This is a genomic window from Serinicoccus shuyuelongi (assembly GCF_045032955.1).
Taxonomy (GTDB): domain Bacteria; phylum Actinomycetota; class Actinomycetes; order Actinomycetales; family Dermatophilaceae; genus Ornithinicoccus.
On sequence record NZ_JBJFZU010000002.1, the window covers coordinates 561,893 to 588,356 of the forward strand.

Consider the following 26,464-nt stretch of genomic DNA (forward strand, 5'->3'; position numbering starts at 1 on the left):
CCGGTCCGTCCCGCTCAAGGACGCAGCGCGGTGAGCTCCACCTCGACGAACATCGAGCTGCTCTTGGTGCCGGTGTAGATGCCCCGCAGCGGCGGCACGTCGCCGTACTCGCGTCCCTGCGCCACCTCCACGTGCCGGCCGCCGGGCTGGATGGCGTTGGTCGGGTCCATGCCCACCCACTCGCCGTCCCACCAGCGCACCCAGGCGTGCGACTCACCGGTGTAGGGGGTCCCGACCTCCGGCTCCCGGGCGGGCAGCAGGTAGCCGCTGACGTAGCAGGCCGGGATGCCGACCGCACGCAGGCAGCCGATCGTCAGGTTGGACATGTCCTGGCACACGCCTGAACGTCGGGACCAGGCCTGGGACGCCCGGGTATGCACGCCGGTCGAGCCGGAGACGTACTCCATCTCCTCGTGGATCAGGTCCACGATCTCGCGGGCGCACGTGTCCGGGTTCCTGCTCCTGCCCGCGATCTCCTGCACCCGGGCCTTGAGCTCCTCGGGGGGCTCGACCATCGGCGACTGCAGCAGGTACTCGCTGAGGTCGTCGAAGACCTCGGCGGAGCGCACCTCGGACCAGGAGAGCTTCTCGCCGGGGACCTCCGGCCGCTGGACGTCGACGGTGGCGGACGCGGTCACCGCCATCCGGGGGTGCGGCTCGTGCACCTCGAACTGGGTCACGGTGGTGCCCCAGTAGTCGGTGTAGGTGTTGGTCCAGGCGGTCGGGGCGATGTCGACCTTGGTGTGCAGCACCGCCTGGTGCAACGTGGAACGCGGTGACATCCGCGCCTCGTTGAAGGAGTGCGACGCCATGCCGGCGTACTCGTAGCCGGTCCGGTGGACGATCCTCAGCAGCATCAGCGCACCCCCGCCCGCCAGACGGCCTGCCCGGCGCCGTCGAAGTAGTGGTCGGACACGGCGTCGTTGACCGCGCTGCAGGTGCGCTGCAGCCGGCTCATCCGTTCGGGCAGGTTGGCCATCGTCTCCTCCAGCGATCCGAACTCGAGCTCGGCCCGGGCCCGTCCCAGGGTCTTCAGGGTGTCTCCGGTCACGCCGTTGCGGCGCGGTCCGGTCTCCAGCTCCAGCGCCATCAGCGCATCTTCGGCCGCCTTCAGCGAGACCAGCACCGAGCGCGGGAACAACCCGTCCAGCAGCAGGAACTCGGCCGCCTGGGCGTCGGTCGCGGCCCCGCGGTAGGTGCGCACGAACGCGTGGTGCGCCCCGCAGGCGCGCAGCGTCTGGGTCCAGGCGTACGGGCTGTCCGCGTTGTAGGCCGCCGACTCGATGATCCGCGAGGTCATGTCGACCCGCTCCAGCGACCGGCCCAGCATCATGTACTGCCAGCCCTCGTCGTGGGTCATCGAGTTGTCGGCGATCCCGCCGACCACGGCGCAGCGCTCGCGGAGCAGCTGGCAGGCACGGTTGGCCGGCACGTGCTGCAGCCGGTTGCCGCGCATCATGTTCCAGGTGGTGTTGATGGCCTCCCACATCTCCAGGGCCACCGTCTCCCGGGAGCGGCGGGCGCTCTCCCGGGCACCGTAGAAGGCGGCGACCATGGAGTGCATCGACGTCTCGTCCCAGCCGAGCAGCTGCAGGACGGTCTGGTGGTCGGGGCTGGCCGCGCTGTCGATGCCCATCACCCGCAGCAGCACCTCGCTGGTGGCCTCCTCGTCGACGACGGGGTCCTCCAGCAGCAGGGTGAGGTGCACCTCGAGCAGCCGCGAGGTGTCCTCGGCCCGCTCCAGGTAGCGACCGATCCAGAAGAGCGACTCGGCGATCCGGCTCAGCACGGCATACCTCCTGCGGTCGGTCCCGACTGTTGTTGCTGCTGCTCCTGCTCGGCCGGTTCGGCCTCGGAGCGCTTCAGCGCCACCTGCGGCGCCGAGCTGACCTGGACCTGCCGCTGGGCGCGGGGCTCGACGCGGGTCCGTCGACCGTCACCGGAGAGGACCCAGGTGTCCTTGGAGCCGCCGCCGCGGCTGGAGTTCACGATGAGCTCCCCCTCGCCGAGCGCGACCCGGGTCAGCCCGCCGGGCAGCACCCAGACCTTCTCGCCGTCGTTGATCGCGAACGGGCGCAGGTCGACGTGCCGGGGACGCAGGCCCTCGTCGACCAGGGTCGGCACGGTGGACAGCTGCACCACGGGCTGTGCGATCCAGCCGCGCGGCGAACGGGAGACGGTGGTCCGCAGCTCGTCCAGCTCGGCCTTGCTGGCCTGCGGGCCGATGACGATCCCCTTGCCGCCGGAGCCGTCGACGGGCTTGAGCACCAGCTCGTCGAGGCGGTCCATGACCTCCTCGCGGTGGGTGGGGTCCTCCAGGCGCCAGGTGTCCACGTTGGGCAGCAGCGGTTCCTCGCCCAGGTAGTACCGGATGATCTCGGGGACGTAGGAGTACATGAGCTTGTCGTCGGCGACCCCGTTGCCGACGGCGTTGGCGATCGTCACGTTCCCGGCACGCGCCGCGTTGAGGATGCCGGGGCACCCCAGCATGGAGTCGTTGCGGAAGGCCACCGGGTCCAGGAAGTCGTCGTCCACGCGTCGGTAGATGACGTGCACCGGCTGCAGGCCGTGGGTGGTGCGCATCATCACCCGGCCACCCTGGGTCACCAGGTCGCGGCCCTCCACCAGGCGGCATCCCATCAGCCGCGCCAGCAGCGAGTGCTCGAAGTAGGCGGAGTTGTAGGGCCCCGGGGTGAGCACCACCACCTCGGGGTCGAGGATCCCTGAGGGCGCGGCGGCGCGCAGCGCACGCAGCAGACGGCTGGGGTATGCCGCCACCGGTCGGATCCGGTGCGTCCCGACCACCTCGGGCAGGGTCGAGGTCATCGCCCGGCGGTTGGTGAGCACGTAGGAGACGCCACTGGGGATCCGGACGTTGTCCTCGAGCACCCGGAAGGCGCCCTCGGCGTCCCGGATCAGGTCGATCCCCGAGACGTGCACGCGCACCCCGTTGCCCGGCTGGATGTCGAAGGCCACGCGGTGGTAGTGGTTGCTGCTGGTCACGATGTGGCGGGGGATCACCTTGTCCGTGATGATCTGCATCGGACCGTAGATGTCGGCGAGGAAGGCCTCCAGCGCCTTCACCCGCTGGGCCACACCCGCCTCCACGTGCGACCAGGTGTCCGCCTCGATGACCCTCGGGACGATGTCCAGCGGGAAGGGCCGTTCCTCGCCCTCGAAGTCGAAGGTGACGCCCTGGTCGTGGTACGTCTTGCTGACGTACTCGCCGCGGTTGCGCACGTCCTCCAGCCCGATGTCGTCGAACTGTCCAGCGATCTGCTCGTAGCCCGCTCGCACCTGTCCGTCGTCGGCGACGGTCTCGTCGTAGGTGGACGGCGTGGTCGGATAGTCGGTGAACGCGCCAGTCATGGCGCAACCCTATGGCCAACGCCCCCGCCATCCCAACGCCATGGGTATGCCGGTCCGCTCTGTGGAAGCATGGGCGGTGATCCGACGTCACCCGCGTCCCGAGGAGGACCCATGCCCATCGCCACCCCCGAGGTGTATGCCGACATGATCGACCGGGCCAAGGCGGGAAACTTCGCCTACCCGGCCATCAACGTCAGCAGCAGCCAGACGCTGAACGCCGCCATCAAGGGATTCGCCGACGCCGGTTCGGACGGGATCATCCAGGTCTCCACCGGCGGCGCCGAGTACTGGTCGGGGCTGGGGGTGAAGGAGATGGTCACCGGTGCGCTGGGCTTCAGCGCCTTCGCCCACGAGGTCGCGAAGAAGTACGACGTGAACATCGCGCTGCACACCGACCACTGCCCCAAGGACAAGCTGGACGACTTCGTCCGCCCGTTGCTGGCCGCCTCCCAGGAGCGCGTGCGCGGCGGGGGGCTGCCCTATTTCCAGTCGCACATGTGGGACGGCTCCGCGGTGCCCCTGGAGGAGAACCTGGAGATCGCCGGCGACCTGCTGGCCCGGTGCCGTGAGGCCCGGATCATCCTCGAGGTCGAGATCGGTGTCGTCGGTGGCGAGGAGGACGGCGTCGCCAACGAGATCAACGAGCAGCTCTACACGACCCCCGAGGACGCCATCGCCACCGTGCAGGCGCTCGGGGCCGGTGAGCAGGGCCGTTACCTCGCCGCCCTCACCTTCGGCAACGTGCACGGCGTGTACAAGCCCGGCAACGTCAAGCTCCGCCCCGAGATCCTGCAGAAGGCCCAGCAGGCGGCGGCGCAGGCCCTCGGGCTCGGTGAGCAGGACCGCCCCTTCGACCTGGTCTTCCACGGCGGCTCCGGCTCCACCGAGCAGGAGATCTCCGATGCCGTCGACTTCGGCGTGGTGAAGATGAACATCGACACCGACACCCAGTACGCGTTCACCCGTCCGATCGCCGGGTTCATGCTGGCCAACTACGACGGGGTGCTGAAGGTGGACGGGGAGGTCGGCAACAAGAAGAAGTACGACCCCCGCACCTGGGGCAAGGAGGCCGAGGCCGCGATGAGCGAGCGCGTCGTCGAGGCCTGCCGGCACCTGCGTTCCGCCGGGACCCACCAGTGAACCCGGCACCCGGGGCGGACCTGCTCGGTATCCCGCCGACCGAGCTGCCCGTCGACCCTGCCGCCGCGCGCCTCGAGGAGAGCGACCCGCGGGAGGTGGCGGCGGCATACCCGACCTCCTGCCAGGCCTGGGCGATGCTGGCCGAGGACGCCCTGCACGAGGGTGACGACGTCGCCGCCTACGCCTTCGCCCGCACCGGCTACCACCGGGGGCTGGACCAGTTGCGCCGCGCCGGGTGGCGCGGGCAGGGGCCGGTGCCCTGGGAGCACCAGCCGAACCGCGGTTTCCTGCGGGCGCTGGGAGCGCTCGCGGTGGCGGCCGCGCGGATCGGGGACGAGGAGGAGCGGGTGCGCTGCACCGAGTTCCTGCGGGCCTCCTCCGCCACCGCCGCCCGTGAGCTGGGGCTGTAACAGCTCCCGCGCAGGCGACGGGACGCACGGAGCGGTCCCGGCCCTGGTGCGGACGCCCTGCCGTCTGCACCAGCGCCGGGCCGCACCCCGTGAACGGTCGGGCCCAGATGTCGGCGCCAGTGCCGTTCACTCCCCATTACTCGGATAGATCGCGTCCCCTGACGTGCAATCCGAATGTGCACATGTAATCACGTCGTGATGTCCCGGGTGGTCATAATCCTGCCACTGGCCGTAACCTGCCATAGATGAATGCTCAATCACGGCCGGTCGGACTCGGCGAGGACGCCGAGCAGCTCTACCGCCACATGCTGCGCTCCGCGCCGCGCTCGGTCGGCGAGCACGCCGACACCCTCGGCTGGCAGGCGGGCGAGACCGAGCACGTCCTGCAGCAGCTGGAGGCCATGCGCCTGGTACGTCGCACCCCCGAGGGGCTGGTCCGGGTGGACGACCCGCGGGCGTCGGTCGGCCGCCTCCTCGACAACGAGGAGGCGGCGCTGGACGAGCGTCGCCGTCACCTGCTGGACCTGCGCGGGTCCCTGGAGAGCTTCGAGTCCGACTACCGGCGTGGTCTGCAGCTGTCGGGGCCGCGGGTCCCGCCGTGGGAGCAGGTGGCCCCGGCGGAGGTGATCGGGGTGATCGAGCACCTCTTCCGCACCTCCGACGGCCCCATCCTGCAGGTCACCGCCAAGCCGACCAGCGGCCCCGGCCACCAGGACTCGGTGCACCGGCACTGGGCGAGCCTGGTCGCCTCCGGGCGTCAGTTGCGCACGATCTTCCCGCTGTCGGTGCTCAACGACCCGGGGTGGGACGCCTTCGCCCACCGTCGCGCCGCGTCGGGGGAGCACCAGCGCTACCTCACCGACGACGCGATCCGCGTCGAGTTCGGCATCTTCGGCCGGTCCGGGGTGCTGCTGGAGGAGACCGGCCCGGACGCCGACTACCTGCTGCTGCGCCCGCCCGCGATGCTGGACGCCTTCAGCATCCTCTTCGACGAGCTGTGGCGCCGGGCCCAGCCGTTGCTGTCGCGGGAGGCCACCGCCGAGGACGTCACCCTGCTGGAGCTGCTGTCGCTCGGCTTCAAGGACGAGGCCATCGCCCGGCAGATGGGTCTGGGGCTGCGCACGGTCCGGCGCCGGGTCGCGGCGATGATGGACGAGCACGGGGTGGACACCCGCTTCCAGCTCGGCCTGGCGGTCTGCCGGCGCGGCCTGCTGCCCTGAGGCCGCGCGCGTCGTCGGGAGGGCGGGCGCGCCGATAGAGTGAGGCGTCCCGTACGCGAGAGGAAGGCACCACGTTATGCCCGCAATTGTGCTGGTCGGGGCCCAATGGGGCGACGAGGGCAAGGGCAAGGCCACCGACCTGCTCGGCTCCGAGATCGACTACGTGGTCAAGTTCAACGGTGGCAACAACGCCGGGCACACCGTCGTCATCGGCGACCAGAAGTATGCCCTGCACCTGCTGCCCAGCGGCATCCTCTCGCCGGGCTGCACCCCGGTCATCGGCAACGGCGTGGTCATCGACCTGGGGGTCCTCATCGAGGAGCTGGACGCGCTCGAGGCGCGCGGCATCGACACCTCCCTGCTGCGGATCAGCGCGAGCGCCCACCTCATCCCGCCCTACAACCGGGTCCTGGACAAGGTCACCGAGCGCTTCCTGGGCAAGCGTCGCCTGGGGACCACCGGCCGTGGCATCGGGCCGACCTACGCGGACAAGATGAACCGGGTGGGGATCCGGGTGCAGGACCTCTACGACACCTCGATCCTGCGGCAGAAGGTGGAGGCCGCCCTGGACGTCAAGAACCAGGTGCTGCTGAAGATCTACAACCGCCGCGCCGTCGAGGTGGACGAGGTGATGGACGAGCTGCTGCGGCACGCCGAGCGGATCCGGCCGATGGTCACCGACACCGTGCTGGAGCTGGGGCAGGCCCTGGACGCCGGCAAGACGGTGCTCTTCGAGGCCGGTCAGGCCACGCTCCTGGACGTGGACCACGGCACCTACCCGTTCGTCACCTCCTCCAACGCGACCTCCGGTGGTGCCTGCACCGGCTCCGGTGTCCCCCCGACCCGGATCGACCGGGTGATCGGGGTGTTCAAGGCCTACGCCACGCGGGTCGGTGAGGGTCCGTTCCCCACCGAGCTGGACGACGAGCACGGCCAGCGGCTGCGGGACGTGGGCGCGGAGTACGGCACCACCACGGGCCGGCCCCGCCGTTGCGGGTGGGCGGACGCCGTCGTGGGACGGTACGCGCGCCGCGTCAACGGTCTCACCGACGTGGTCCTCACCAAGCTCGACGTGCTCACCGGCTTCGAGACCGTCCCGGTCTGCGTCGCCTACGACGTGCAGGGCACCCGGGTCGAGGAGATGCCGGTGCACCAGTCCGACTTCCACCACGCGCGGCCGGTGTACGAGGAGCTGCAGGGCTGGACCGAGGACATCACCGGTGCCCGTGAGTTCGCCGACCTGCCGGACGCCGCGCAGCGGTACGTCGAGCGGCTCGAGGAGCTGATCGGCACCCGGATCTCGGTGATCGGCGTCGGACCCGGCCGTGACGAGGTCATCGTCCGCCACGACCTGCTGGGCCGCGACCAGGCCTGAGCGGCCCTGAGCCGGCCTCGTCGGGCCTACGCTGAGTCATGGACGTCACCGTCGCGACCGTGTTCGAGGCGCCGCGCGCCCTGGTCGCGGAGGTCGCCGGTGACCCCGAGCAGGCCGTGCGCTGGTTCAGCAACGTCCGGTCCGTGCGCTGGCACGGTGCGCCGGGAGTGGCCGAGGGGGCGGTGGTCGACCTGGTGACGACGTTCCTCGGCCGCGAGCTCGCCTACACCTACCGGGTGCTGGAGCTGGTCCCGGAGCAACGCCTGGTGATGCGCACCGAGCAGGGCCCGCATCCCCTGGAGACCACCCTGTCCTGGTGGGACGAGGAGCCGGTCGACGGCAGTCCCAGGACCGGGATGAGCCTGCGCAACACCGGACGGCCACGCGGGATGACGACGCTGGCCTCGGGCGCGGTGACGCTGGGGATGAAGCGCGCCATGCGTCGCGACCTGGAGCGTCTCCGCCTGGTGCTCCGCGAGCACACCGTCTCCTGACCGAGCGTCTCGAAGTGCCCGACCGGGCGTCTCGGAATGCCCGACCGGGCGTCTCGGAATGCCGGACCGGGCGTCTCGAAATGCCGGACCGGACGCGCCGGCATACCCGCCCGGACGCCCGACAGGAGTCGCCGGTCAGCCGGGCAGGGCGGCCGTGAGGCGGGGGAGTGCCCGCTCGACCACCGGCGGCAGGGGCGGGGAGAAGGGCTCGACGGTCACGACCGCCCCCGTCCGGGTGGGTCGCTTCCAGGTGCCGAGCGCGCTCCCGGCCCGGACCACCGTCCCCCGGAAGACGCCGTTGTTGCCCGGGACGACCCTGGCCTCCTGCTCCTTGGTCAGCACCGCGCGCCGGTCCCCGTAGCCGAGCACGATCTCGTCGAAGCCCGGCAGCAGGAGGGGGGCGGCCGTGGCCCGCTTGCTGCCCGGGTATGCCTGAAGCACCGCCGGATCGACCCAGTGCTCGACCCCGTCGACATCCAGCACCTCCAGCTCCTCGCGCAGGGGCGCCAGCACCGGGGCGAGGTCACGCTTCAGCAGCTTGGTCCACCACAGGAAGTCCGCCACCGGCACCGGGCCGTGGGAGAGGACGTAGCGACGGAACCACTCCGCCACGGCCTCCTCGCCCGCCAGCGTCCGGGGCGCACGGATCCACTCCTCGGTGAGGACGAAGCGCTGCCCGCTGCCCTCGGTCGGGCCGAGACAGATCACCCCGCGGACCGCGAGGTGGAAGAGCAGGTGGTAGCCCCGGCCGTCCGTGGTCGAGAGCCCGGCGTCCTGCCACCGGGCCAGCAGCTCCGCCCGGGTCAGGCCGGCACTGCCCAGCTCCGCCCTGGCCACCTCTTCCGCGCGGCCGAGCACGTCGGCGTCGAGCCCGAGCTCGGCGCGTCGTCGGTCGGTGCCCGGCAGCACCCGTGGTGCGGTCAGGTCCAGCATCCAGCCGAGGTCCTCGGCAGCCACCGCGAAGAGGGTGCCGCGCATCGGCCAGCTGCGCACGATCCGCCCCTCGTCGTAGGCGGCCCGCACCCCCGCCAGGTCACGGTCGACGGTGCGCAGGGCGATCGAGGTGCTCGACCCCGGGTAGTCCTGCCCCTGGGTGCAGGTGAGGTGACGCACCACCGCGCCGGCGTCCGGCAGCGGCCCGACCAACCGCTGCGAGACCAGCCGCATCCGCGCGACGTCGGCGAGCGTGGTCACCGGTCGTCCCCGCCGGCGACCCGAGGTGCTTCCTCGGCCGCCCCCCGGGCCGCGTCCCGGGCGGCCGTCGCCCGGGCCACCCAGGACGGGGTGTCGCCGTACCGCTGCGGGGGGATGAGCCGCCCCGCGGAGCAGTCGTCGACCAGCGTGGCCAGGCGTTGGGCCCGGGTGGCCTCACGCTTGGCGCCGATCAGCCAGGCGATGACCCCCTTGCGGTAGCCCGCGGTCGCGGCCTCCCAGAAGGCCCAGACCCCGGGGTCGGCACGCAGCGCGGCCTCCTGCTCCGCGGACAGCGCCAGGTCCGGCTGCTCGAAGGAGTAGACCCCGGTCCGCTCGGGGGTGCGGGCCTCGTAGGCGGCGATGCCGGCCGGGTGCATACGGCCCTGAGCGGTGAGGCGCTCCACGTGCGCCACGTTGACGGCGCTCCAGATGCTGGTCCTGCGGCGGGGGGTCCACCGCTGACGGCGGGCGTCGTCGTCGATCCGTTGGCTGACCGAGTCGATCCAGCCGAAGCAGAGCGCCTCGGGCACGGCCTCCGCCCAGGTCAGGCCACGGTCGGGCACGTGCTTGCCGTGCAGCCCCATCCACAACTCCTCGGCGGTCTCGTGGTGCTGCTCCAGCCAGTCCCGGAAGTCCTCGGGGCCGTCGAAGAAGGTCGCCGGTCGCTCTGCGGAGCCCCCCTCCCGCCGGCCCATCCTCAGCGACCCTCGAAGGTGAAGCGGGTGCAGTCGGTGGGGAAGTCGAACCAGGCCAGCGCCCGGTGCGGGGTGATCACCCGCAGGCCGCCCCCGTCCTCGCCGGCCCACGAGTCCGGGCCGGGGGCGTACCCGGCGTCGGCATACTTCGTGAAGGCCTGCGACAACCGGGCCCCCAGGCCCTCAGCGGCGGCCCGGGTGGCTCGGGAGTCGCCCTCGACGATGACGACCTCGGTGCCGCTCTCCAGGGTGAGGGTGACCGCGGGGTTGGCCTCGACGTTGCGGGTATGCCGGGTGCTCGGCGCCCCGTCGTACCAGAACCGGCCCTCCAGCCAGACGCCCCAGCGGGGGACCGAGTGCGGACGCCCGTCGGGCCGGACGCTGGCCAGCCAGTAGTGCTGTGCCTCCCGCAGCCGTGTCTCGACCTGCTCCCAGCCCAGCAACCCCTCGCTCGTGGCCGGCAGCCCGTAGCCCTCCGGGAGTGTGGGCCGATCGGACTGAGGGGCGACGTCAGCGCTCATGGTCCAGACGGTAGCGCCACCCACCGACAGATGGGCAGACTGAGGTGTCATGAGCGATCTGACACTGACTCCGAAGCTCGTGGTCCACTCGGCCGACCGGGCGATCGACTTCTACGCGAGCGTGCTCGGCGCCCGCACCGTCGACCGGTATGCCATGGGCGACACCGTCGTCTTCGCCCAGCTGGCCCTGCCCGGGGGCGGCGGGCTGCAGCTGAAGGACGTGGACGAGACGGACCCCGCACCGCCCGAGGGCGGCGGCGGGGTGGTCCTCGACCTGGTGGTGCCGGACCCGGACGCGGTGATGACGCTGGCCCTGGAGCACGGGGCGCAGGCCGTCTTCCCGGTGGCCGACCAGCCCTACGGGTCCCGGCAGGGGCGCTTCCGGGACCCGTTCGGCCACCAGTGGATCGTGGGCACCCCGATCGCGATGACCGGCGAGGAGGTGCAGGCCGCTTTGGACGCCTGGACCCGGCATACCTGAGCGCGCCAGAGCCCGGACTGCGGTCACCCTAGGTGGACCTTCATCACGCTATAGGGCGATGAAGGTCCGGCTAGCGTGACCGCACTCCGGGCTGGGGGCAAGGACAGACTGGCTCAGTCCACCCAGACCCGCGCGTTGCGGAACATCCGCAGCCACGGGCTCGGGTCCCGCAGGTCGCCAGGCGTCCAGGACAGCTGCGCGTTGCGCTGCACCCGCTCGGGGTGCGGCATCATCGCGGTGAAGCGGCCGTCCGGGGTGGTGACCGCGGTGAGCCCGCCGGGGGAGCCGTTCGGGTTCGCCGGGTATGCCGTCGCCACCTGCCCGTGGTGGTCCACGTAGCGGGCCGCGGACAGCACGCCCGCCTCGTCGCCGCGGGCGGAGAAGTCCGCACGGCCCTCGCCGTGCGCGACGGCGATCGGGATCCGCGACCCGGCCATCCCGGTGAAGAAGATCGACGGGCTGTCCACGACCTCCACCAGCGACAGGCGCGCCTCGTACTGCTCGCTGCGGTTGCGGGTGAACCGCGGCCAGGCCTCGGCGCCCGGGATGAGGCCGGCGAGCGCGGCGAACATCTGGCAGCCGTTGCAGATCCCCAGGGCGAAGGTGTCCGGCCGGGCGAAGAACCCGCCGACGGCGTCGGTCAGGCGCCCGTCGAAGAGCACCGAGCGCGCCCAGCCCTCCCCGGCGCCGAGGGTGTCGCCGTAGGAGAACCCGCCGGCCGCGACGAGCCCGACCACGTCGGCCAGGTCGAAGCGCCCCGCCTGCAGGTCGGTCATGTGCACGTCGTAGGTGTCGAAACCCGCCCGGTCGAAAGCGAACGCGGTCTCCACGTGGCTGTTCACACCCTGCTCGCGCAGGATGGCCACCGCCGGGCGTGCCCCACGGTTCAGGTAGGGCGCGGTGATGTCCTGCACCGGGTCGAAGGTGGTGCTGACGTGCAGCCCCGGGTCCCCGTCGGCGCCCACCGCGGCGTGCTCCTCGCGGGCGCAGTCGGGGTGGTCGCGCAGCGCCGTGATGCGGGCGGAGACCTCGTCCCAGCTCTGCGCCAACCCGTGCACCGGCTCGTCCAGGTCCACACCGGCACCCCGGACGCGCACCCGACGCTGCTCCACGGCGCGGCCCAGCCGGTGCGTCAGCGCGCCCAGCCCGTGCGCGTCGAGCACGGCCTCGGCCTGCTCCAGCCGGTCCGGGTCGATGCCCAGCACGACCCCCAGCTCCTCGGCGAAGAGCGAGGCCACCCCCGCGCCCTCGGGCAGCCGCACGTCCAGCCCGACACCGCCCGCGAACGCCATCTCGACCAGGGTCGCCCACAGGCCGCCGTCCGAGCGGTCGTGGTATGCCCGCACCACCCCGGCCTCGCGCAGCTCACCCAGGGCGGCGGCCAGGGCCACCACCTGGGCGGGGTCGTCCAGGTCCGGCACGGTGCCGCCGAACTCGCCGAGCACCTGGGCCAGGATCGACCCGCCGAGCCGCTGCGCCCCGGCTCCGAGGTCGATCAGCAGCAGCGCGTCGCCGGCGTGCAGCTGCGGGGTCCAGGTGCCGCGGACGTCGGGCAGCGCGGCGAAGGCGGACACGACCAGCGAGACCGGTGAGGTGACCTGCCGCTGCTCACCCTCCCCGTCGGACCAGCGGGTCCGCATCGACAGCGAGTCCTTGCCGACCGGCACGGAGATGCCCAGCGCCGGACACAGCTCCATCGCCACGGCGTGCACGGTGTCGTAGAGCGCGGCGTCCTCGCCGGGCTCGCCGCAGGCGGCCATCCAGTTGCAGGACAGCTTGACACCGGGCAGCGTGACCGGCGCCGCCAGCAGGTTGGTCAACGCCTCGCCGACCGCCATCCGCCCGGAAGCCGGGCCGTCGACGGAGGCCAGCGGCATCCGCTCACCGGTGGCCATCGCCTCGCCGGCCAGCCCGGTGAGGTCGGCCAGGGTGACGGCGACGTCGGCCACCGGCACCTGCCAGGGCCCGACCATCTGGTCGCGGTGGCTGAGGCCACCGACGGTGCGGTCACCGATGGTGATGAGGAACCGCTTGGAGGCCACGCTGGGGTGGCGCAGCACGGCGTGCGCGGTCTGCGCCAGCCGCTCGCCGGTCAGGGGTCCCAGGTCCAGCTCGGGGGTGGACCGCTGGACCCGGTGCACGTCCCGGGTCATCCGCGGCGGCTTGCCCAGCAGCACCCCCATCGGCATGTCGACCGGGTGCGCGTCTGCACCACCGTCCCCGTCGGTGAGCATCAGCTGCCCCCCGTCCTGGGCGACGCCGACGACGGCATACGGGCAGCGCTCGCGCTCGCAGAGCTCGGCGAAGGAGTCCAGCGACCCCGGCGACACCGCCAGCACGTAGCGCTCCTGGCTCTCGTTGGACCAGATCTCCTTGGGGGAGAGGCCGGACTCCTCCAGGGGCACGGCGGACAGGTCGAAGCGGGCGCCCAGCCCGGCGTCGTCGACCAGCTCGGGGAAGGCGTTGGACAGGCCGCCGGCCCCGACGTCGTGGATCGCCAGCACCGGGTTGTCGTCGCCGAGGGCCCAGCAGTGGTTGATGACCTCCTGCGCCCGGCGCTGCATCTCCGGGTTGCCGCGCTGCACCGAGTCGAAGTCCAGTTCCGCGGCGTTGGTGCCCGAGGCCATCGAGCTGGCGGCCCCGCCGCCCATCCCGATCCGCATGCCCGGACCGCCGATCTGCACCAGCAGGGTCCCCGGCCCGAACCGGACCTTCTCGGTCATCGCGGCGCTGATCGACCCGAGGCCACCGGCGCTCATGATCGGCTTGTGGTAGCCGCGGCGGACCCCGTCCACGGTCTGCTCGTAGACCCGGAAGAAGCCCCCCAGCCCGGGCCGGCCGAACTCGTTGTTGAAGGCGGCGGCCCCCAGCGGCGCGTCCACCATGATGTCCAGCGGGCCGGCGACGTGCTCGGGAGCGCCGTAGGCCGCGTCCTCCCACGGCTCCTGGGTGCCGGGCAGGTGCAGGTGGGAGACGGCGAAGCCGGTCAGCCCGGCCTTGGGGGCGCTGCCGCGTCCGGTTGCGCCCTCGTCGCGGATCTCACCGCCCGCACCGGTCGCCGCCCCCGGGAAGGGGGAGATGGCGGTCGGGTGGTTGTGCGTCTCCACCTTCATCAGCACGTGCACCTCGTCCTCGCGGGCGGCGTACCGTCCGGGGCGGCTGCCGTGCTCCTCGGGCAGCCACCGCTGCACGGTGCCGCCCTCCATCACCGAGGCGTTGTCCTTGTAGGCGACGACGGTGCCCTGCCCGGCGACCTTCTCGGTGTGCCGGATCATCCCGAACAGGCTGCTGGGCTGCGGCCGACCGTCGATGACGAAGTCGGCGTTGAAGATCTTGTGCCGGCAGTGCTCGGAGTTCGCCTGGGCGAACATCGTCAGCTCGACGTCGGTGGGGTTGCGGCCCAGACTGGTGAACGACTCAGCGAGGTAGTCGATCTCGTCCGGGGACAGCGCCAGTCCGTATGCCGCGTCCGCCTCCTCGAGCGCGGTGCGGCCCCGCCCGAGCAGGTCGACGTGCTCCATCGGGGCGGCCTCCCGTTCGGCGAAGAGCAGGGTGCAGGCCTGGCGGGTGGGCAGTGCCGACTCCGTCATCCGGTCGTGCAGCACGGCGGCGCACGCGGACCACTCGGCTTCGGTGAGCGGTTCTCCGTCGACGCGCAGGTGAAACTCGGTGACCCGCTCCACCCGCTGGACGTCCAGCCCGCAGCTGTGCACGATGTCGGTGGCCTTGCTGGACCAGGGGGAGATGGTGCCCAGCCGCGGGGAGACGACGACCAGGGCGTCCGACCCACCCGACGGGTGCGCGGGGTCCACGGCCGTGCCGGTCCAGGGATCGCCGTAGGTGAGGACGGCGGCCAGCAGCTGTGCCTCGTCGTCCGCGAGCGCCCGCGCCGCGGCGACCCAGTGCACGTGCTGGGCCGTCACGGCTGTCACGCGCGGCACGAGCGCCTGCAGCCGTCGCAGCAGCGCCTCGGCCCGGAAGGTCGAGAGGGCGGAGCCCCCGGGGACCGTGGAGAGGACGGGGTCGGGGACTGCCATGGGGCTCCTGTTCACGACACGGGGGTCTGGTCGCTGGACCGACCGGACACGACCTACTCGTCGAGCCTAGCGAGTCGTAGCGGGCGGTTCGCGCCTCGGTCGGCAGCGTCGGCGTCGGTGCTCAGTCCCGGTGCTCGCTCTGCTGCTGGCGGACCACGACCCAGGTCGCCCCGGCCAGCAGCAGCCCCGCGAGGACCGCCGCCACCACGATGCCGGTCCCGCCGAGCCAGTCGTCGAGCAGCTCACGGGTCGAGGAGGAGGGGTCGACCAACGTCACGGCGACGAAGACGGCGACCAGCAGTGAGGCGAGGACGGGGGGCACCGCCGACCAGTGACCGGTCCAGCCCATCCGCTTCCGCACGATCTTTCCGGCCTTGACGATGCGACCGGCCCGCATGAACCGCAACGCGCCGAAGACCCGTAGCAGGCGGAGCAGCTGCACAGGGCCGATGGCCAGCACCACCCCGGCGACGATCGCGACGGTGAGCAGGATGAGCCAGACGTGCTCACGGACCCAGCGGCGTTTGTCCGCCGAGACGACGAAGAGCACGACCGTCTCGGCGACGAGGACACCCCCGGCCACCCAGTTGACCACGTCGCCCGCGGTCGAGTACGGGTCGTCGAGCAGGGTGAGGAAGACCGCCGGCACCGATGCCAGGGCCGCCAGCAGGACGGGGACGGCCAGTCGTTGCTGCCAGCGCTCCTCGCGGTCCGGGCGCTGCTGCTCACTCACGTGCTCGACCCCTTCCTGACGGCCACCATGGTAGGTAAGGGCCTGGTCCCGGGGCTCGGGCGGCGGTACGGTGAAGGGTCATGTGTGAACACCCTCGGCGGGTGTCCGCCTCGAGGTGAGGCGGTTCTTCAGCAGCTCGGACGGCGCGCGCCCAGACGCAAGGAGCGTGTGTTGTCATGCCCGTCCCCACTTCCCGGCGCGCCCGTACGGCGTTGTCCGCGACCCTCGTGGCCGCCCTGCTCGGCGGCGCCGTGGCGACGTATGCCGCGACCGCCACCGTCGACCCACCACCCAGGACGGCGTTCCTGGCACGGTCGGACGTCCCGGTCGACGCCCTGGCTGCCGGCCCGATCGCAGGCCGAGCAGGGGCGCCCCTGTTCGTCACCTCACCCACCAGCCTCGGCGAGCATGCCCGGGAGGGACTGATCGACGCCGACCCCGAGCTCGTCATCCTGGCCGGTGGCACCGGTGCGCTGTCCGCCGCGGTGGAGGCCCAGGTCGCCGCTGCGCTGCCGGGCGTCACCGTCCGGCGGGTGTCCGGCGCGACCCGCAGCGAGACCGCCCGGCGGTTCGCGGAGCTGATCGACGAGTACAACCCGGCGTTCCTGCCGATCGACTCGACGGCGCTGCTGCCGGACGTGATCCTCGCGGACGACGGCGCGATCGCAATGCCGACCGGGACGACGCACTGCATCACCGAGCCCTACACCCCGGAGGTCGACCGGGTGGCGGTGGCGCAGGTCGGCCTGTCCGGACGCCGCGACGTGCCGGGCGGCTCGACCCTCTTCGCGCGGCTGCTGGTCAGCACCGACGACGGGGCGACGTGGGTCCAGAACTCGGCGCGCATCTCCCCCGAGGACCAGATCAGCAACACAGACCAAGGAGCGATCACCTACACCGACGTCACCGCCCTGAGCGCCGGCACCACGTACCGCTTCGCGGTCCGCGCGTTCGGAGGTCTCGCGTCGGCCCGGTGCAACCTGGTCCTCACCGCGGCGCCCGGGACGGGGGCCCAGGTCACCCCAGACGGTGCCGATCCTGTCTCTACCGACGAGGGGAACGGCTGACGAAGCTCGTGCCGGTGAGCGTCTCGAACGCCTCGACGTACCTGGCCCGGGTCAGCTCCACGACCTCCGCCGGCAGCGCCGGCGGCGGCGTGTCGCCGTGTCGGTCCCACCCGCTGTCCGCCGACGTGAGCCAGTCGCGCAGCACCTGCTTGTCGTAGGAGGTCTGGGTGCGCCCCGGCTCCCAGTCTGCGGCCCGCCAGAAGCGGGAGGAGTCGGGGGTGAGCACCTCGTCGGCCAGCACCACCTGCACCTCGTCGGGGTCCACCGCCGCCCAGTCGACCTCCTCACCGGCGCCGAGGCCGAGCGGGGTCACGTCGATCCCGAACTCGACCTTGGTGTCGGCGATGAGGATGCCGCGCTCGGCCGCGATCTCGTTGCCGCGGGCCAGGATGCGCACGGTGAGGTCACGCACCCGGGCGGCCAGCCGGGGCCCGACGATCTCCTCGACCCGGGCGTACGAGATGGGCTCGTCGTGCTCGCCCTGCGGAGCCTTGGTGCTCGGGGTGAAGACCGGCTCCGGCAGCCGGGAGCCGTCGACCAGCCCGTCGGGCAGCCGGACCCCGGAGACCGTGCCGGTCGCGGCATACTCCGCCAGGCCGCCACCGGTGAGGTGGGCCCGCGCGACGCACTCGACCGGCAGCATTGCCAGGCGCCGGACGTAGACGCCCCGGCCGGCGACCTGCTCGGGGACGTCGGTGGACAGCACGTGGTGCGGGACGAGGTCGGCGAGCTGGTCGAACCACCACAGCGACATCCGGGTGAGGATCTCGCCCTTGTCCGGGATGGGCGTGTCCAGGATGTGGTCGTAGGCGCTGATCCGGTCCGAGGCGACGAGGAGCAGCCGGTCGTGCTCGGCCCGCCCGGCGGCGTCCAGCGGGGCGTAGAGGCCCCGGACCTTGCCGGAGTGGATCAGCTCGTGCCCGGGCAGCTGCTGCGTCATTCGGCTCTCCGTCTCATCGGTCCAGGTCGCCCCGCTCGGCGGCGAGCGCGATGTCGCGGCGGACGTGGGACCCGCGCAGGGTGACGCGGTCAGCCGCGGTGTATGCCCGTTCCCGCGCCGTGGTGAGGTCCGGGCCGAGGCTGACGACGCTCAGCACCCGGCCACCGGCCGAGCGCAGCACGCCGTCCTCGAGCCGTGTCCCGGCGTGCAGCACGTGCACCTCGGACACCTGCGCGGCCTCGTCGAGCCCGCCGATCTCGTCCCCGGTCCTGGGCGCGGCGGGGTAGCCCTCGGCGGCGACCACGACGGTCACGCTGGTCTGCTCGGACCACTGCAGCGGGGGCAGCCGGTCGAGCTCCCCGCGGGCAGCGGCGCGCAGCACCCCGCCGAGCGGGGTGCGCAGCCGGGCCAGCACCGACTGGGTCTCGGGGTCGCCGAAGCGCGCGTTGAACTCGACCACCCGGAGCCCCGCGGAGGTCAGCGCCAGGCCGACGTAGAGCACCCCGGTGAACGGGGTGCCGCGCCGGGCCATCTCGGCGACCGTGGGGCGGGCGACCGTCTCGAGCACCTCCTCGACCAGGCCCTGAGGGGCCCAGGTCAGCGGGCTGTAGGCCCCCATCCCGCCGGTGTTGGGTCCGGTGTCGCCCTCGCCCACCCGCTTGAAGTCCTGGGCCGGGGCGAGCGGCACCACGTCCTTGCCGTCGGCCAGGCAGAAGAGGGACACCTCGGGCCCGTCCAGGAAGTCCTCGATCACCACCCGGCCCCCGGGACGGGCCAGGCAGACCGCGGCATGCTCGAGCGCCTCGGCGAGGTCCTCGGTGACCACGACCCCCTTGCCGGCGGCCAGCCCGTCCTCCTTGACCACGTAGGGGGCGCCGGTCGCGGCCAGCGCGGCGGCGACCTGCTCCGGGGTCGTGCACACGTGCGCGGCGGCGGTCGGCACCCCGGCGGCGGCCATCACCTCCTTGGCGAACGCCTTGCTGGCCTCCAGCCGGGCGGCCGCGGCGGACGGGCCGAAGCAGTCGATGCCCGCCTCGGCCAGGGCGTCCGCGACACCGGCCACCAGGGGTGCCTCCGGGCCGACCACCACCAGGTCGACGCCCTCCCGGCGAGCCGTGGCGACCACCAGGGCAGGGTCTGCCGGGTCACCCTCGAGGCAGCGTGCCAGGGCGGCGATCCCGGGGTTACCGGGGAGGGCGAGCACCGCGTCGATGTCGGGGTCGAGAGCGAGGGCGCGGACGAGGGCGTGCTCCCGTGCACCGGAGCCGAGGACGAGGACCACCACGGCTCAGCAGCCTATCGGGCGCGCGGCGGGCAGCCGAACGGGTGCGGACATAGGTGTGGTCCTCCTGGAAGGCAGGGGGGGTATCTCCCAGGAGGACCACACAGCAGGGCAGGGTCAGTACGGACTATGGGGGGCTGTCCGTACGACACTCACATCCCTGCACCAGCACGAGGCCGGTGCATCAACAGTGACACACGGCACTTCGGCTTGTCACATCGACGGCGTCGGGATGCTGCCATTGGCGGTCATCCGTCACACTGGTCCCATGGACAGGTGGTCGTCGGGGCGCGAGCTGCGCGGTGAGGTCTACGAGGAGTTCGTCACAGGGGTCTTCCGTCGTGCCGTCCGGCTGGGCCGGCCGAGCCGGGAAGCGCTGCGGGCCGAGGGCCTGGACGACGCGGACATCGACGAGGGCACCGCCGAGCTGGTGGCCCGCGGGTTCCTCACCACGACCGACGCCCCGGACGTCTGGGAGGTCGTCCCGCCACGGGAGGCGGTGGCGCGCTATGCCGAGGGGGCGGAGTACCGGATGCGGGTGGCGCGGGCCGCGTCTGGTGAGCTGGAGACCGCCTGGCGGCAGGCGATGGGGCGGGCGGTCACCGAGGCGGCGCCGGGGCTGGACCTGCTGAACGGCATACCGGACATCGCCGGGCGGGTGCTGGCCATGCACCTGAACGCCCGGGAGCGGATGTGGCTGGCCCTGGACGGCTCGCCGGCGGGGCGTGAGCTCCTGGACCGTGCCGCGGTGGACCCGGCCGTGCTGGGCGTGGAGGCGGGGGTGGTGCACCGCCTGCTGCTGGACACCTCCCTGCTGGCGGTGCCGGAGGCCGGCGTGGTCATGGCGCAGGTGGCCGCTGCGGGCGGGTCCGTCAGGCTGGCCAACGGCCTGCCCTTCGGGGTCGGGGTCTGCGACGGGAGCGCCGCGCTGGTCGACATCAGCAGCTACGACGAGGACGGGGTCGGATCCTTCGAGACGCGACAGGCGCCGCCGGTGACGGCGATCGCCGCGCTGGTGGAGCGGATGTGGCTGCTGGCCGCGCCCTACGAGCCGATGGTCGAGGCCGCCCGCCGGCGGGAGCGCGGCGGGTCCTCCGCGCCCCTGGACGAGCGGGACCGGTCCATCCTGGCGCTGCTCGCCACCGGTGCCTCCGACCAGGTGATCGCCAGGCGGGCCGAGGTCTCGGTCCGGACGGTGGAACGCCGGGTCCGCTACCTGATGGAGCACCTGGGGGCCGCCACCCGTTTCCAGGCCGGGGCGCAGGCGGTCCGTCGGGGATGGGTCTGAGGGTCGCGGCGGCTAGAGTATGGGCTTTGCGGCGCCTGGGGAGGGCGTCCGCACCCGTGAGCAGGACCCGAGGGAAGGTGCGCGATGACCGCGACGACCGACCGCGTGATCGCAGCCGAGATCGCCACCGAGCAGGCGCACGTCGACCGGGTGTACGCCGAGCTGGCGAAGGCGGCGGACCGGGTGGAGCTCGTGCACGCCGAGGGCATGGCGCGCGGACAGACCGACCGTCGCGGGACGGGTGACCCCCGGGAGGAGGAGATGGCCGGCCTCTACGAGCGGGACGCCCTCGTCTTCACCGCCAGCAAGCGGCGGGCCTCGCTGCAGCACCAGCACGAGGGGCTGGTGTTCGGGCGGCTGGACCTGGAGCACCCCGTCCCGGACGAGCGCGGCGACACCCGCGAGGTCCGCTACGTGGGCCGGATCGGGGTGCGCGACGACGACTACGAGCCGTTGGTCGTGGACTGGCGGGCCCCGGCGGCGGCACCCTTCTACCGGGCCACCCCGGTCGACCCGCAGGGCGTCCTGCGGCGCCGGGTGCTGCGCTGCCGCGGCGAGGAGGTCGTGGGGGTGGAGGACGACCTGATGGTGGCCGAGGCCCCGGACGACGTCGTGGTGGTCGGCGACGGGGCCCTGCTGGCGGCGCTCACCCGCACCCGCGGCGCCACCATGCGCGACATCGTCGCCACCATCCAGCAGCACCAGGACGAGGCGATCCGGGCCCCCGCGCGCGGCGTGACCGAGATCAGCGGCGGCCCGGGCACCGGCAAGACGGTGGTCGCTCTGCACCGGGCGGCCTACCTGCTCTACTCCGACCGACGCCGCTACGAGGGCGGCGGGGTGCTGGTGGTCGGCCCCTCGGCGGCCTACACCGCCTACATCGAGCGGGTGCTGCCCTCCCTCGGCGAGGAGTCGGTGGTGCTGCGCTCGATCGGCGACGTGCTGGCCGGCCTCACGGCGACCCGGCTGGACCCCCCACGGGTGGCCGCGCTCAAGGGCAGCCTGCGGATCCGCCGGTTGCTGGCGGGCCTGGCCAGGGAGCCGATCCCGGACGCCCCCACCCGGCTGCGGACCTTCGTCGGGGGGCACGCGATCCGGCTGGAGGGGGTGGCCCTGGAGCAGGCCCGGGCCCGGGTGCTGCGCCGCCACCACCGCAACGCCGGGTACGACGCCGCGGTCGAGGCGCTCGCCCACCTGGCCTGGGAGCAGGTCGAGCTGGGCGAGCGGGACGACTTCGTCGACCGGTTCACCGACTCCAGCGAGGTCGAGGCGTTCATGCGGGCGTGGTGGCGTCCGCTGGACCCGCGCGAGATGTTGCTGTGGCTCGTCGACGCCGACCTGGTCCGCCGGTTGGCGGGCGTGGACGCGGCCACCGCCGAGCAGCTGGCCGCCTCCTACCGGCAGGCGCTGGAGCTGGGCAGCTGGAGCGTGGGCGACGCCGCGATGATCGACGACCTGGCGGCCCGGCTGGGTCCGCCGGTCGAGCTTCCGAGCGAGGAGCGCGGCTTCTACGAGATCGAGGAGCTGGACGACGCCTCCCAGTACGGCGTGACCAGCCTCCGGGTCGGATCGGACGGGGTCGAACGCCCGGTCTCCGCGGCGGCCGGATCGGGGTCGGGCTCTCAGCGCCGCTCCACCGACCCGCGCGCACGGCTCCTGGCCGGGACGCTGGGCGAGACCGAGGAGTATGCGCACGTGCTGGTCGACGAGGCGCAGGACCTCTCCCCGATGCAGTGGCGGATGCTGGGTCGGCGCGGGCGCTGGGCCTCCTGGACCGTGGTCGGCGACCTCGCGCAGGCGTCCTGGGGCGACCTGGAGGAGGCGGCAAGGGCCCGGGAGGAGGCCTTCGGCGCGGCGCCGCGACGGTCCTTCCACATGGACACCAACTACCGGAACGCCCGGGAGATCTTCGACCTGGCCTCGCGGATGATCCGCGAGCACGTGCCGGACGCGGACATCCCGCAGGCGGTGCGGGACACCGGCCACGAGCCGGTCGAGCGGACGGTGCCGGCGACGGGGTTGGTGGAGGCCGCCGAGCACGAGCTGACGGAGCTGCTGGCGCAGGTCGACGGCCCGGTCGCGGTGATCGCCCCCTGGTCCTGGCACGAGCGGCTCGCCCACCTGGCGACGGGGGAGCGGGTGCTGCTGATCGACCCGCAGTCGACCAAGGGCCTGGAGTACGACGCGACCCTCGTCATCGACCCGGACGCGATCGTCGCGGAGTCCCCCGGCGGGGTACGCGCGCTCTACGTCGTGCTGACCCGGGCCGCGCACCGGATGACGGTGCTGCGCTCCGCGGGGTAGGCGAGGTCAGTCGATCACGGCAGCCGACGCCTCGACCTCCACGAGCTGGTGGTCGTAGCCGAGTGCGGCAACCCCGATCAACGTGCTCGCCACGTCGTGGTCGCCGAAGGCGTCACGGACGACCTCCCACGCCGTCACCAGGTCGGCCTGCTCGGACGAGGCGACGAGCACCCGCGTGGCGATGACGTCCTCCAGCGTGGCGCCGGCCTCTCCGAGGGCGACCTTCATGTTCTCGATGCCCCTGGCGGCATACCTAGATATGATGCATACTTAGGTACATGAGCGAGACAGCGCGCTGGCCCACACCCTGGGTGCGGGCGGCGCTCGACCTGGCGGTCCTGGGGTCCCTGGCGCAGGGGCCCCGGCACGGGTACGCCCTGGCCCAGGAGCTGCAGGCCCGGGGTTTCGGGCGGCTGCGCGGGGGCTCGCTCTACCCGGTGCTGGCCCGACTGCAGGAGGCCGGGCACGTGGAGGCCACCTGGGTCGAGGTCGAGAGCGGCCCCGGCCGCAAGGACTACCGGCTGACGCCCGGCGGCCGGGGCCACCTGGCCGAGGGGCTGGCGGCCTGGGCCGACCTGGGCGAGACGTTGCGGACGGACGAGGAGGGACGATGAGCAGGACAGGACGACCGGAGGGGCCGCTGACCCCCGTGCTGAGGGCATACCTCGAGGTGCGCGGCCGGACCGAGGACCAGGCGTGGGCCGAGCAGGTGGTCGGCACGCTGGTGCTGGACGAGGTGTCGCCGGGGGCGATCCGCGGTGAGCTGGAGCACGCGCTGCCGCTGGTCCGCGAGAGCGGGGAGGGCCCGGCCGCGTTGTACGGCCCGGCGCAGGAGTGGGCGCGGGCCCGGGTGGCGGACCGGGCCGAGCAGGGGCTGCCGACGGTGGACTCCAGCCCGGACGCGCGCTGGCGGGACATCCCGGTCGTCGGCTCGGTGGCGGCGTGCCTGGTCAGCCTGATGGTGATGGTCGTGTGGCTCGTCCGCGACGGGCTGACCGTGGAGCTGACCTGGGGGCTGCTGCTGATGCCGCTGCTCGCCGGTATGGGTGTGACGGCGGCGATCGCGACCTGGGAGACGGTGCTGACCCGGCGCCGCCTCTGGGTGGCGGCCGGGGCTGCGCTCGGCGTGGTGGCGGTGGTCGTCGCCGCGGTGACCTGGCTCCTGCTGGGAACCCGGGACGCCGTCCTGGCCACCGGCAGCACCTTCTCCCTGGGGTTGCTGGCGGTCGGGTATGCCCTGCTTGCCGGGCTGCTGGAGCGGGTGCTGCCGCAGGCCCCCGCCCGGCCCGCGCCCCCGCTCGAGGACGGGGCGTGGGAGCGGCAGCTGGCCGGGACGCTGCGGCTGCGGCTGGACGTGAGCGAGGCCAGGGTGACCGAGATCGTGCGCGAGGCACGGGCCCACGCGCAGCAGTCCGGCAGCAGCCTGGCGCAGGAGTTCGGGACGCCCGCGTCCTACGCCTCCCGGTTCGCCCGGGACCGGGTGGCCCGGGCCCGCCGTGCGGCCTGGGGGTACACGGCCCTGGTGCCGCTGGTGGCGGCGTTCACGGTCGACGCTCTGGTCGAGGGCGGCGGGGCGCCGGGCACCTCCTGGGTGTGGGCGCTGCTGACGGTGACCCTGTCCTGGCTGGCGGTCTCCGCATGGCGCCGGGTCCGACGCGAGGGCGACGGTCCACAGACCGTGTGAGGAGCGGGAGGCGGTGTCGGCCCGGGGCGTTAGGGTCGGTCCCGTGAGCACAGCGCTGTACCGCCGCTACCGGCCCGAGTCCTTCGCCGACGTGATCGGCCAGGAGCACGTCACCGAGCCCCTGATGCAGGCGCTGCGCTCCGAGCGGGTCAACCACGCCTACCTCTTCTCCGGTCCCCGGGGCTGCGGCAAGACGACCAGCGCGCGCATCCTGGCCCGCTGCCTCAACTGCGAGCAGGGCCCGACCCCGACACCCTGTGGCACCTGCGAGTCGTGCGTGGCGCTGGCCCGTGGGGGCCCCGGCTCGGTCGACGTCATCGAGATCGACGCGGCCAGCCACGGCGGGGTGGACGACGCGCGGGACCTGCGCGAACGGGCGGCCTTCGGGCCCGCCACGGCGCGCTACAAGGTCTACATCATCGACGAGGCGCACATGGTGACGCCCAACGGCTTCAACGCGCTGCTGAAGGTGGTGGAGGAGCCGCCGCCGCACGTGAAGTTCATCTTCGCGACGACGGAGCCGGAGAAGGTGCTGGCCACCATCCGGTCCCGGACCCACCACTACCCCTTCCACCTGGTCCCGCCGCAGCGGCTCACGGCATACCTGGAGGAGCTGTGCACCGCCGAGGGGGTGTCCCTGGAGCCGGGGGTGCTGTCCTTCGTCACCCGTGCCGGCGGCGGCTCCGTGCGTGACTCGCTGTCCGTGCTGGACCAGCTCATCTCCGGCGCCGGCGACCAGGGCCTGACCTACGAGCGGACCGCGGCGCTGCTCGGGTTCACCGACGTCGAGCTGCTCGACGCCGTGGTGGAGGCCGTCGCCGCGGGGGACGCGGCCACCGTCTTCGACCAGGTCGACCGGGTGATGGAGTCCGGGCACGACCCCCGGCGCTTCGCCGAGGACCTGCTGGAGCGCTACCGGGACCTCATCGTGCTCGCGGCCGTCGGCGAGCAGGCTGGCGGGCTGCTGCCGGGGTTGCCCGAGGACCAGGTGGAGCGGATGCGCCGGCAGGCCCAGGCCTACGGCTCCGCCGGGTTGAGCCGCGCGGGCGACCTGGTCAGCCGAGGCCTGTCCGAGATGACCGGGGCGGTGTCGTACCGGTTGATGCTGGAGCTGCTCGCGGCCCGGTTGCTGCTGCCCGCCGCGGCCGGCGAGGACGGGTACGGCGCACGACTGGACCGCATCGAGCGGCGGCTCGGCGCCCAGGGGGAGGAGCCGACGCCGGCGCGACGGCCCGCCCGCGCTGCGGTCCCGCCCGCTCAGCAGGAAGCGGCACCCGAGGCTGCGCAGGTGCCCGAGCGGGAAGAGACGCAGGAGAGCGCGCCGCCGCCGCAGGGTCCTTCGCCCGACGAGCCTCCGCGGCCCCGGCCCGGCCACCTGGATACCGCCGCGATGCGTCGTCACTGGCCCGAGATCATCACCGCGGTCCGGGCCATCAGCGCTCGCACCGCCGGCGCCCTGGAGTCGATGCAGGTGCTCGACTTCGACGGTGGACGGCTCCTGGTCGGTATGCCGGACGAGCGGTGGATCCGTCACTTCATGGGTACCTCCAACGAGGAGGCGCTCCGTCAGGGAGTGCTGGACGCCCTGGCGCTGGAGGTCCGGATCGAGGCCACCACGCTCGGGGGCGGGCCCCAGGGTGGGGGTCAGGAGGACCCCGAGCCGCCGGACGACGAGCCTGGCGGGGAGCACCCGCCGGCCGCTGAGCCGCCCGACGAACCGGACACCGAGCCGAGGCCGCAGCAGGCTGCTCCGCCCCCGGTCGGGCTGCCGGACGCGCCGCCGCGCGGCCGGATCCGCACCCGCGCGGACCAGAGCGGCCCGGCGCCTGTGCAGCCGGTGGCCACCGCACCCACCCGGGTGCGAGGCCGGGGCGCGGCCGCGGCAGGCGGTCCCGCCGCGACCCCCGCGTCCACGGACGCCGACCTCGCCGAACAGCTCGGCGCCGTCGGCGGTCGCAGCGCCGACAGCAGCGGGCAGCCCGAGTGGGCGCAGGCGTCCCGGTCCGGGGACGCCGCGCCCGACTGGGCGACAGGAGCCTCGGCCCCGGCCTCCGCGCCCGCCGCCGCCGGTTCCGGTGCGGCTGCGGCAGCCACCTCGCCCGCACCGTCCGGTGACGCGCCGAGCGAGGACGACGAGGACCTGACGACCTCGGGCGCGGTCGGCCAACCGGTGATCGAGACCGTGCTGGGCGGTACTGTCATCGCCATCAACGACGACCCGGTGGCGTGA

Annotated in this window: 22 protein-coding genes and 1 pseudogene; 12 read left to right on the forward strand and 11 right to left on the reverse strand. The window is 73.1% G+C overall.

All coding sequences use genetic code 11. The features are described 5' to 3' along the window. Positions 1-14: 14 nt before the first annotated feature. From ACI3EY_RS02870 to ACI3EY_RS02880, 3 genes are read right to left on the reverse strand one after another with little or no spacing between them, the layout of a single operon-like run. Positions 15-857, reverse strand: coding sequence for a transglutaminase family protein (locus tag ACI3EY_RS02870; protein WP_405038789.1), 843 nt, complete (start codon positions 855-857; stop codon positions 15-17). Beyond that, entirely contained in the window at positions 857-1,789 is a 933-nt protein-coding gene (locus tag ACI3EY_RS02875) for an alpha-E domain-containing protein (protein WP_405038790.1), read from the reverse strand. The genes ACI3EY_RS02870 and ACI3EY_RS02875 overlap by 1 nt, the downstream gene beginning before the upstream one ends. Continuing rightward, entirely contained in the window at positions 1,783-3,369 is a 1,587-nt protein-coding gene (locus ACI3EY_RS02880; RefSeq protein WP_405039357.1) for a circularly permuted type 2 ATP-grasp protein, read from the reverse strand. The genes ACI3EY_RS02875 and ACI3EY_RS02880 overlap by 7 nt, the downstream gene beginning before the upstream one ends. A 111-nt stretch (positions 3,370-3,480) precedes the next feature. Between ACI3EY_RS02880 and fbaA the strand changes: the two genes are divergently transcribed. From fbaA to ACI3EY_RS02905, 5 genes are all read left to right on the forward strand, one after another. Continuing rightward, positions 3,481-4,509, forward strand: coding sequence for a class II fructose-bisphosphate aldolase (fbaA, locus tag ACI3EY_RS02885; protein WP_405038792.1), 1,029 nt, complete (start codon positions 3,481-3,483; stop codon positions 4,507-4,509). Then, the gene (locus ACI3EY_RS02890) at positions 4,506-4,919 is read left to right on the forward strand and encodes a DUF3151 domain-containing protein (RefSeq protein ID WP_405038793.1); all 414 of its coding nucleotides are present in this window, start codon (positions 4,506-4,508) and stop codon (positions 4,917-4,919) included. The genes fbaA and ACI3EY_RS02890 overlap by 4 nt, the downstream gene beginning before the upstream one ends. Before the next feature lie 245 nt (positions 4,920-5,164). Continuing rightward, on the forward strand, positions 5,165-6,139 hold the full coding sequence (locus ACI3EY_RS02895) for a hypothetical protein (RefSeq protein WP_405039358.1): 975 nt from the start codon (positions 5,165-5,167) through the stop codon (positions 6,137-6,139). 76 nt (positions 6,140-6,215) lie between these two features. Beyond that, positions 6,216-7,514, forward strand: coding sequence for an adenylosuccinate synthase (locus tag ACI3EY_RS02900; protein WP_405038795.1), 1,299 nt, complete (start codon positions 6,216-6,218; stop codon positions 7,512-7,514). A 38-nt stretch (positions 7,515-7,552) separates the two neighbouring features. Then, entirely contained in the window at positions 7,553-8,008 is a 456-nt protein-coding gene (locus tag ACI3EY_RS02905; protein WP_405039359.1) for an SRPBCC family protein, read from the forward strand. Positions 8,009-8,143: 135 nt separating this feature from the next. On the opposite strand, the gene ACI3EY_RS02910 is transcribed toward ACI3EY_RS02905, so the two are convergent. From ACI3EY_RS02910 to ACI3EY_RS02920, 3 genes are read right to left on the reverse strand one after another with little or no spacing between them, the layout of a single operon-like run. Then, positions 8,144-9,202: a winged helix DNA-binding domain-containing protein gene (locus ACI3EY_RS02910; RefSeq protein ID WP_405039360.1), complete on the reverse strand. Its 1,059-nt coding sequence runs from the start codon at positions 9,200-9,202 to the stop codon at positions 8,144-8,146. Beyond that, on the reverse strand, positions 9,199-9,897 hold the full coding sequence (locus ACI3EY_RS02915) for a YdeI/OmpD-associated family protein (RefSeq protein WP_405039361.1): 699 nt from the start codon (positions 9,895-9,897) through the stop codon (positions 9,199-9,201). Before ACI3EY_RS02915 ends, ACI3EY_RS02910 begins: the two co-directional genes overlap by 4 nt. Positions 9,898-9,899: 2 nt before the next feature. Continuing rightward, entirely contained in the window at positions 9,900-10,418 is a 519-nt protein-coding gene (locus ACI3EY_RS02920) for a pyridoxamine 5'-phosphate oxidase family protein (RefSeq protein WP_405038799.1), read from the reverse strand. Between the two features lie 49 nt (positions 10,419-10,467). Here ACI3EY_RS02920 and ACI3EY_RS02925 point away from each other — a divergent pair, with 49 nt between their 5' ends. Next, on the forward strand, positions 10,468-10,899 hold the full coding sequence (locus ACI3EY_RS02925) for a VOC family protein (protein WP_405039362.1): 432 nt from the start codon (positions 10,468-10,470) through the stop codon (positions 10,897-10,899). A 113-nt stretch (positions 10,900-11,012) separates the two neighbouring features. Here the strand turns inward: ACI3EY_RS02925 and purL are convergent, their stop codons facing one another. Together purL and ACI3EY_RS02935 are read right to left on the reverse strand one after the other, a co-directional pair. Further along, on the reverse strand, positions 11,013-14,936 hold the full coding sequence (purL, locus tag ACI3EY_RS02930) for a phosphoribosylformylglycinamidine synthase (protein ID WP_405039363.1): 3,924 nt from the start codon (positions 14,934-14,936) through the stop codon (positions 11,013-11,015). A gap of 121 nt (positions 14,937-15,057) precedes the next feature. Beyond that, positions 15,058-15,669, reverse strand: coding sequence for a hypothetical protein (locus ACI3EY_RS02935; RefSeq protein WP_405039364.1), 612 nt, complete (start codon positions 15,667-15,669; stop codon positions 15,058-15,060). 176 nt (positions 15,670-15,845) lie between these two features. Here ACI3EY_RS02935 and ACI3EY_RS02940 point away from each other — a divergent pair, with 176 nt between their 5' ends. Next, positions 15,846-16,736 carry a cell wall-binding repeat-containing protein gene (locus ACI3EY_RS02940; protein WP_405039365.1) on the forward strand — a complete coding sequence of 297 codons (891 nt, stop codon included), beginning with the start codon at positions 15,846-15,848 and terminating at the stop codon, positions 16,734-16,736. On the opposite strand, the gene ACI3EY_RS02945 is transcribed toward ACI3EY_RS02940, so the two are convergent. Both ACI3EY_RS02945 and purD read right to left on the reverse strand, forming a co-directional pair. Then, entirely contained in the window at positions 16,714-17,676 is a 963-nt protein-coding gene (locus ACI3EY_RS02945) for a phosphoribosylaminoimidazolesuccinocarboxamide synthase (protein ID WP_405039366.1), read from the reverse strand. The genes ACI3EY_RS02940 and ACI3EY_RS02945 overlap by 23 nt on opposite strands. A gap of 13 nt (positions 17,677-17,689) precedes the next feature. Further along, positions 17,690-18,961 (reverse strand): phosphoribosylamine--glycine ligase, encoded by a 1,272-nt coding sequence (gene purD, locus ACI3EY_RS02950; RefSeq protein WP_405039367.1) that lies wholly within the window; start codon positions 18,959-18,961, stop codon positions 17,690-17,692. A 265-nt stretch (positions 18,962-19,226) separates the two neighbouring features. Here purD and ACI3EY_RS02955 point away from each other — a divergent pair, with 265 nt between their 5' ends. Together ACI3EY_RS02955 and ACI3EY_RS02960 are read left to right on the forward strand one after the other, a co-directional pair. Next, on the forward strand, positions 19,227-20,246 hold the full coding sequence (locus tag ACI3EY_RS02955; RefSeq protein WP_405035628.1) for a helix-turn-helix transcriptional regulator: 1,020 nt from the start codon (positions 19,227-19,229) through the stop codon (positions 20,244-20,246). 84 nt (positions 20,247-20,330) lie between these two features. Then, complete coding sequence (locus tag ACI3EY_RS02960) at positions 20,331-22,550, forward strand: HelD family protein (RefSeq protein ID WP_405039368.1); 2,220 nt, start codon at positions 20,331-20,333, stop codon at positions 22,548-22,550. Positions 22,551-22,556: 6 nt separating this feature from the next. On the opposite strand, the pseudogene ACI3EY_RS02965 reads toward ACI3EY_RS02960, so the two are convergent. Next, positions 22,557-22,799 (reverse strand): annotated as a pseudogene (locus tag ACI3EY_RS02965) (Rid family hydrolase); the annotation flags it as partial. Between the two features lie 29 nt (positions 22,800-22,828). Here ACI3EY_RS02965 and ACI3EY_RS02970 point away from each other — a divergent pair. From ACI3EY_RS02970 to ACI3EY_RS02980, 3 genes are read left to right on the forward strand one after another with little or no spacing between them, the layout of a single operon-like run. Continuing rightward, complete coding sequence (locus ACI3EY_RS02970; RefSeq protein ID WP_405039369.1) at positions 22,829-23,164, forward strand: PadR family transcriptional regulator; 336 nt, start codon at positions 22,829-22,831, stop codon at positions 23,162-23,164. Then, positions 23,161-24,234, forward strand: a complete 1,074-nt coding sequence (locus tag ACI3EY_RS02975) for a hypothetical protein (protein WP_405039370.1) — start codon at positions 23,161-23,163, stop codon at positions 24,232-24,234. Before ACI3EY_RS02970 ends, ACI3EY_RS02975 begins: the two co-directional genes overlap by 4 nt. A 43-nt stretch (positions 24,235-24,277) precedes the next feature. After that, positions 24,278-26,464, forward strand: coding sequence for a DNA polymerase III subunit gamma and tau (locus ACI3EY_RS02980; RefSeq protein WP_405035632.1), 2,187 nt, complete (start codon positions 24,278-24,280; stop codon positions 26,462-26,464).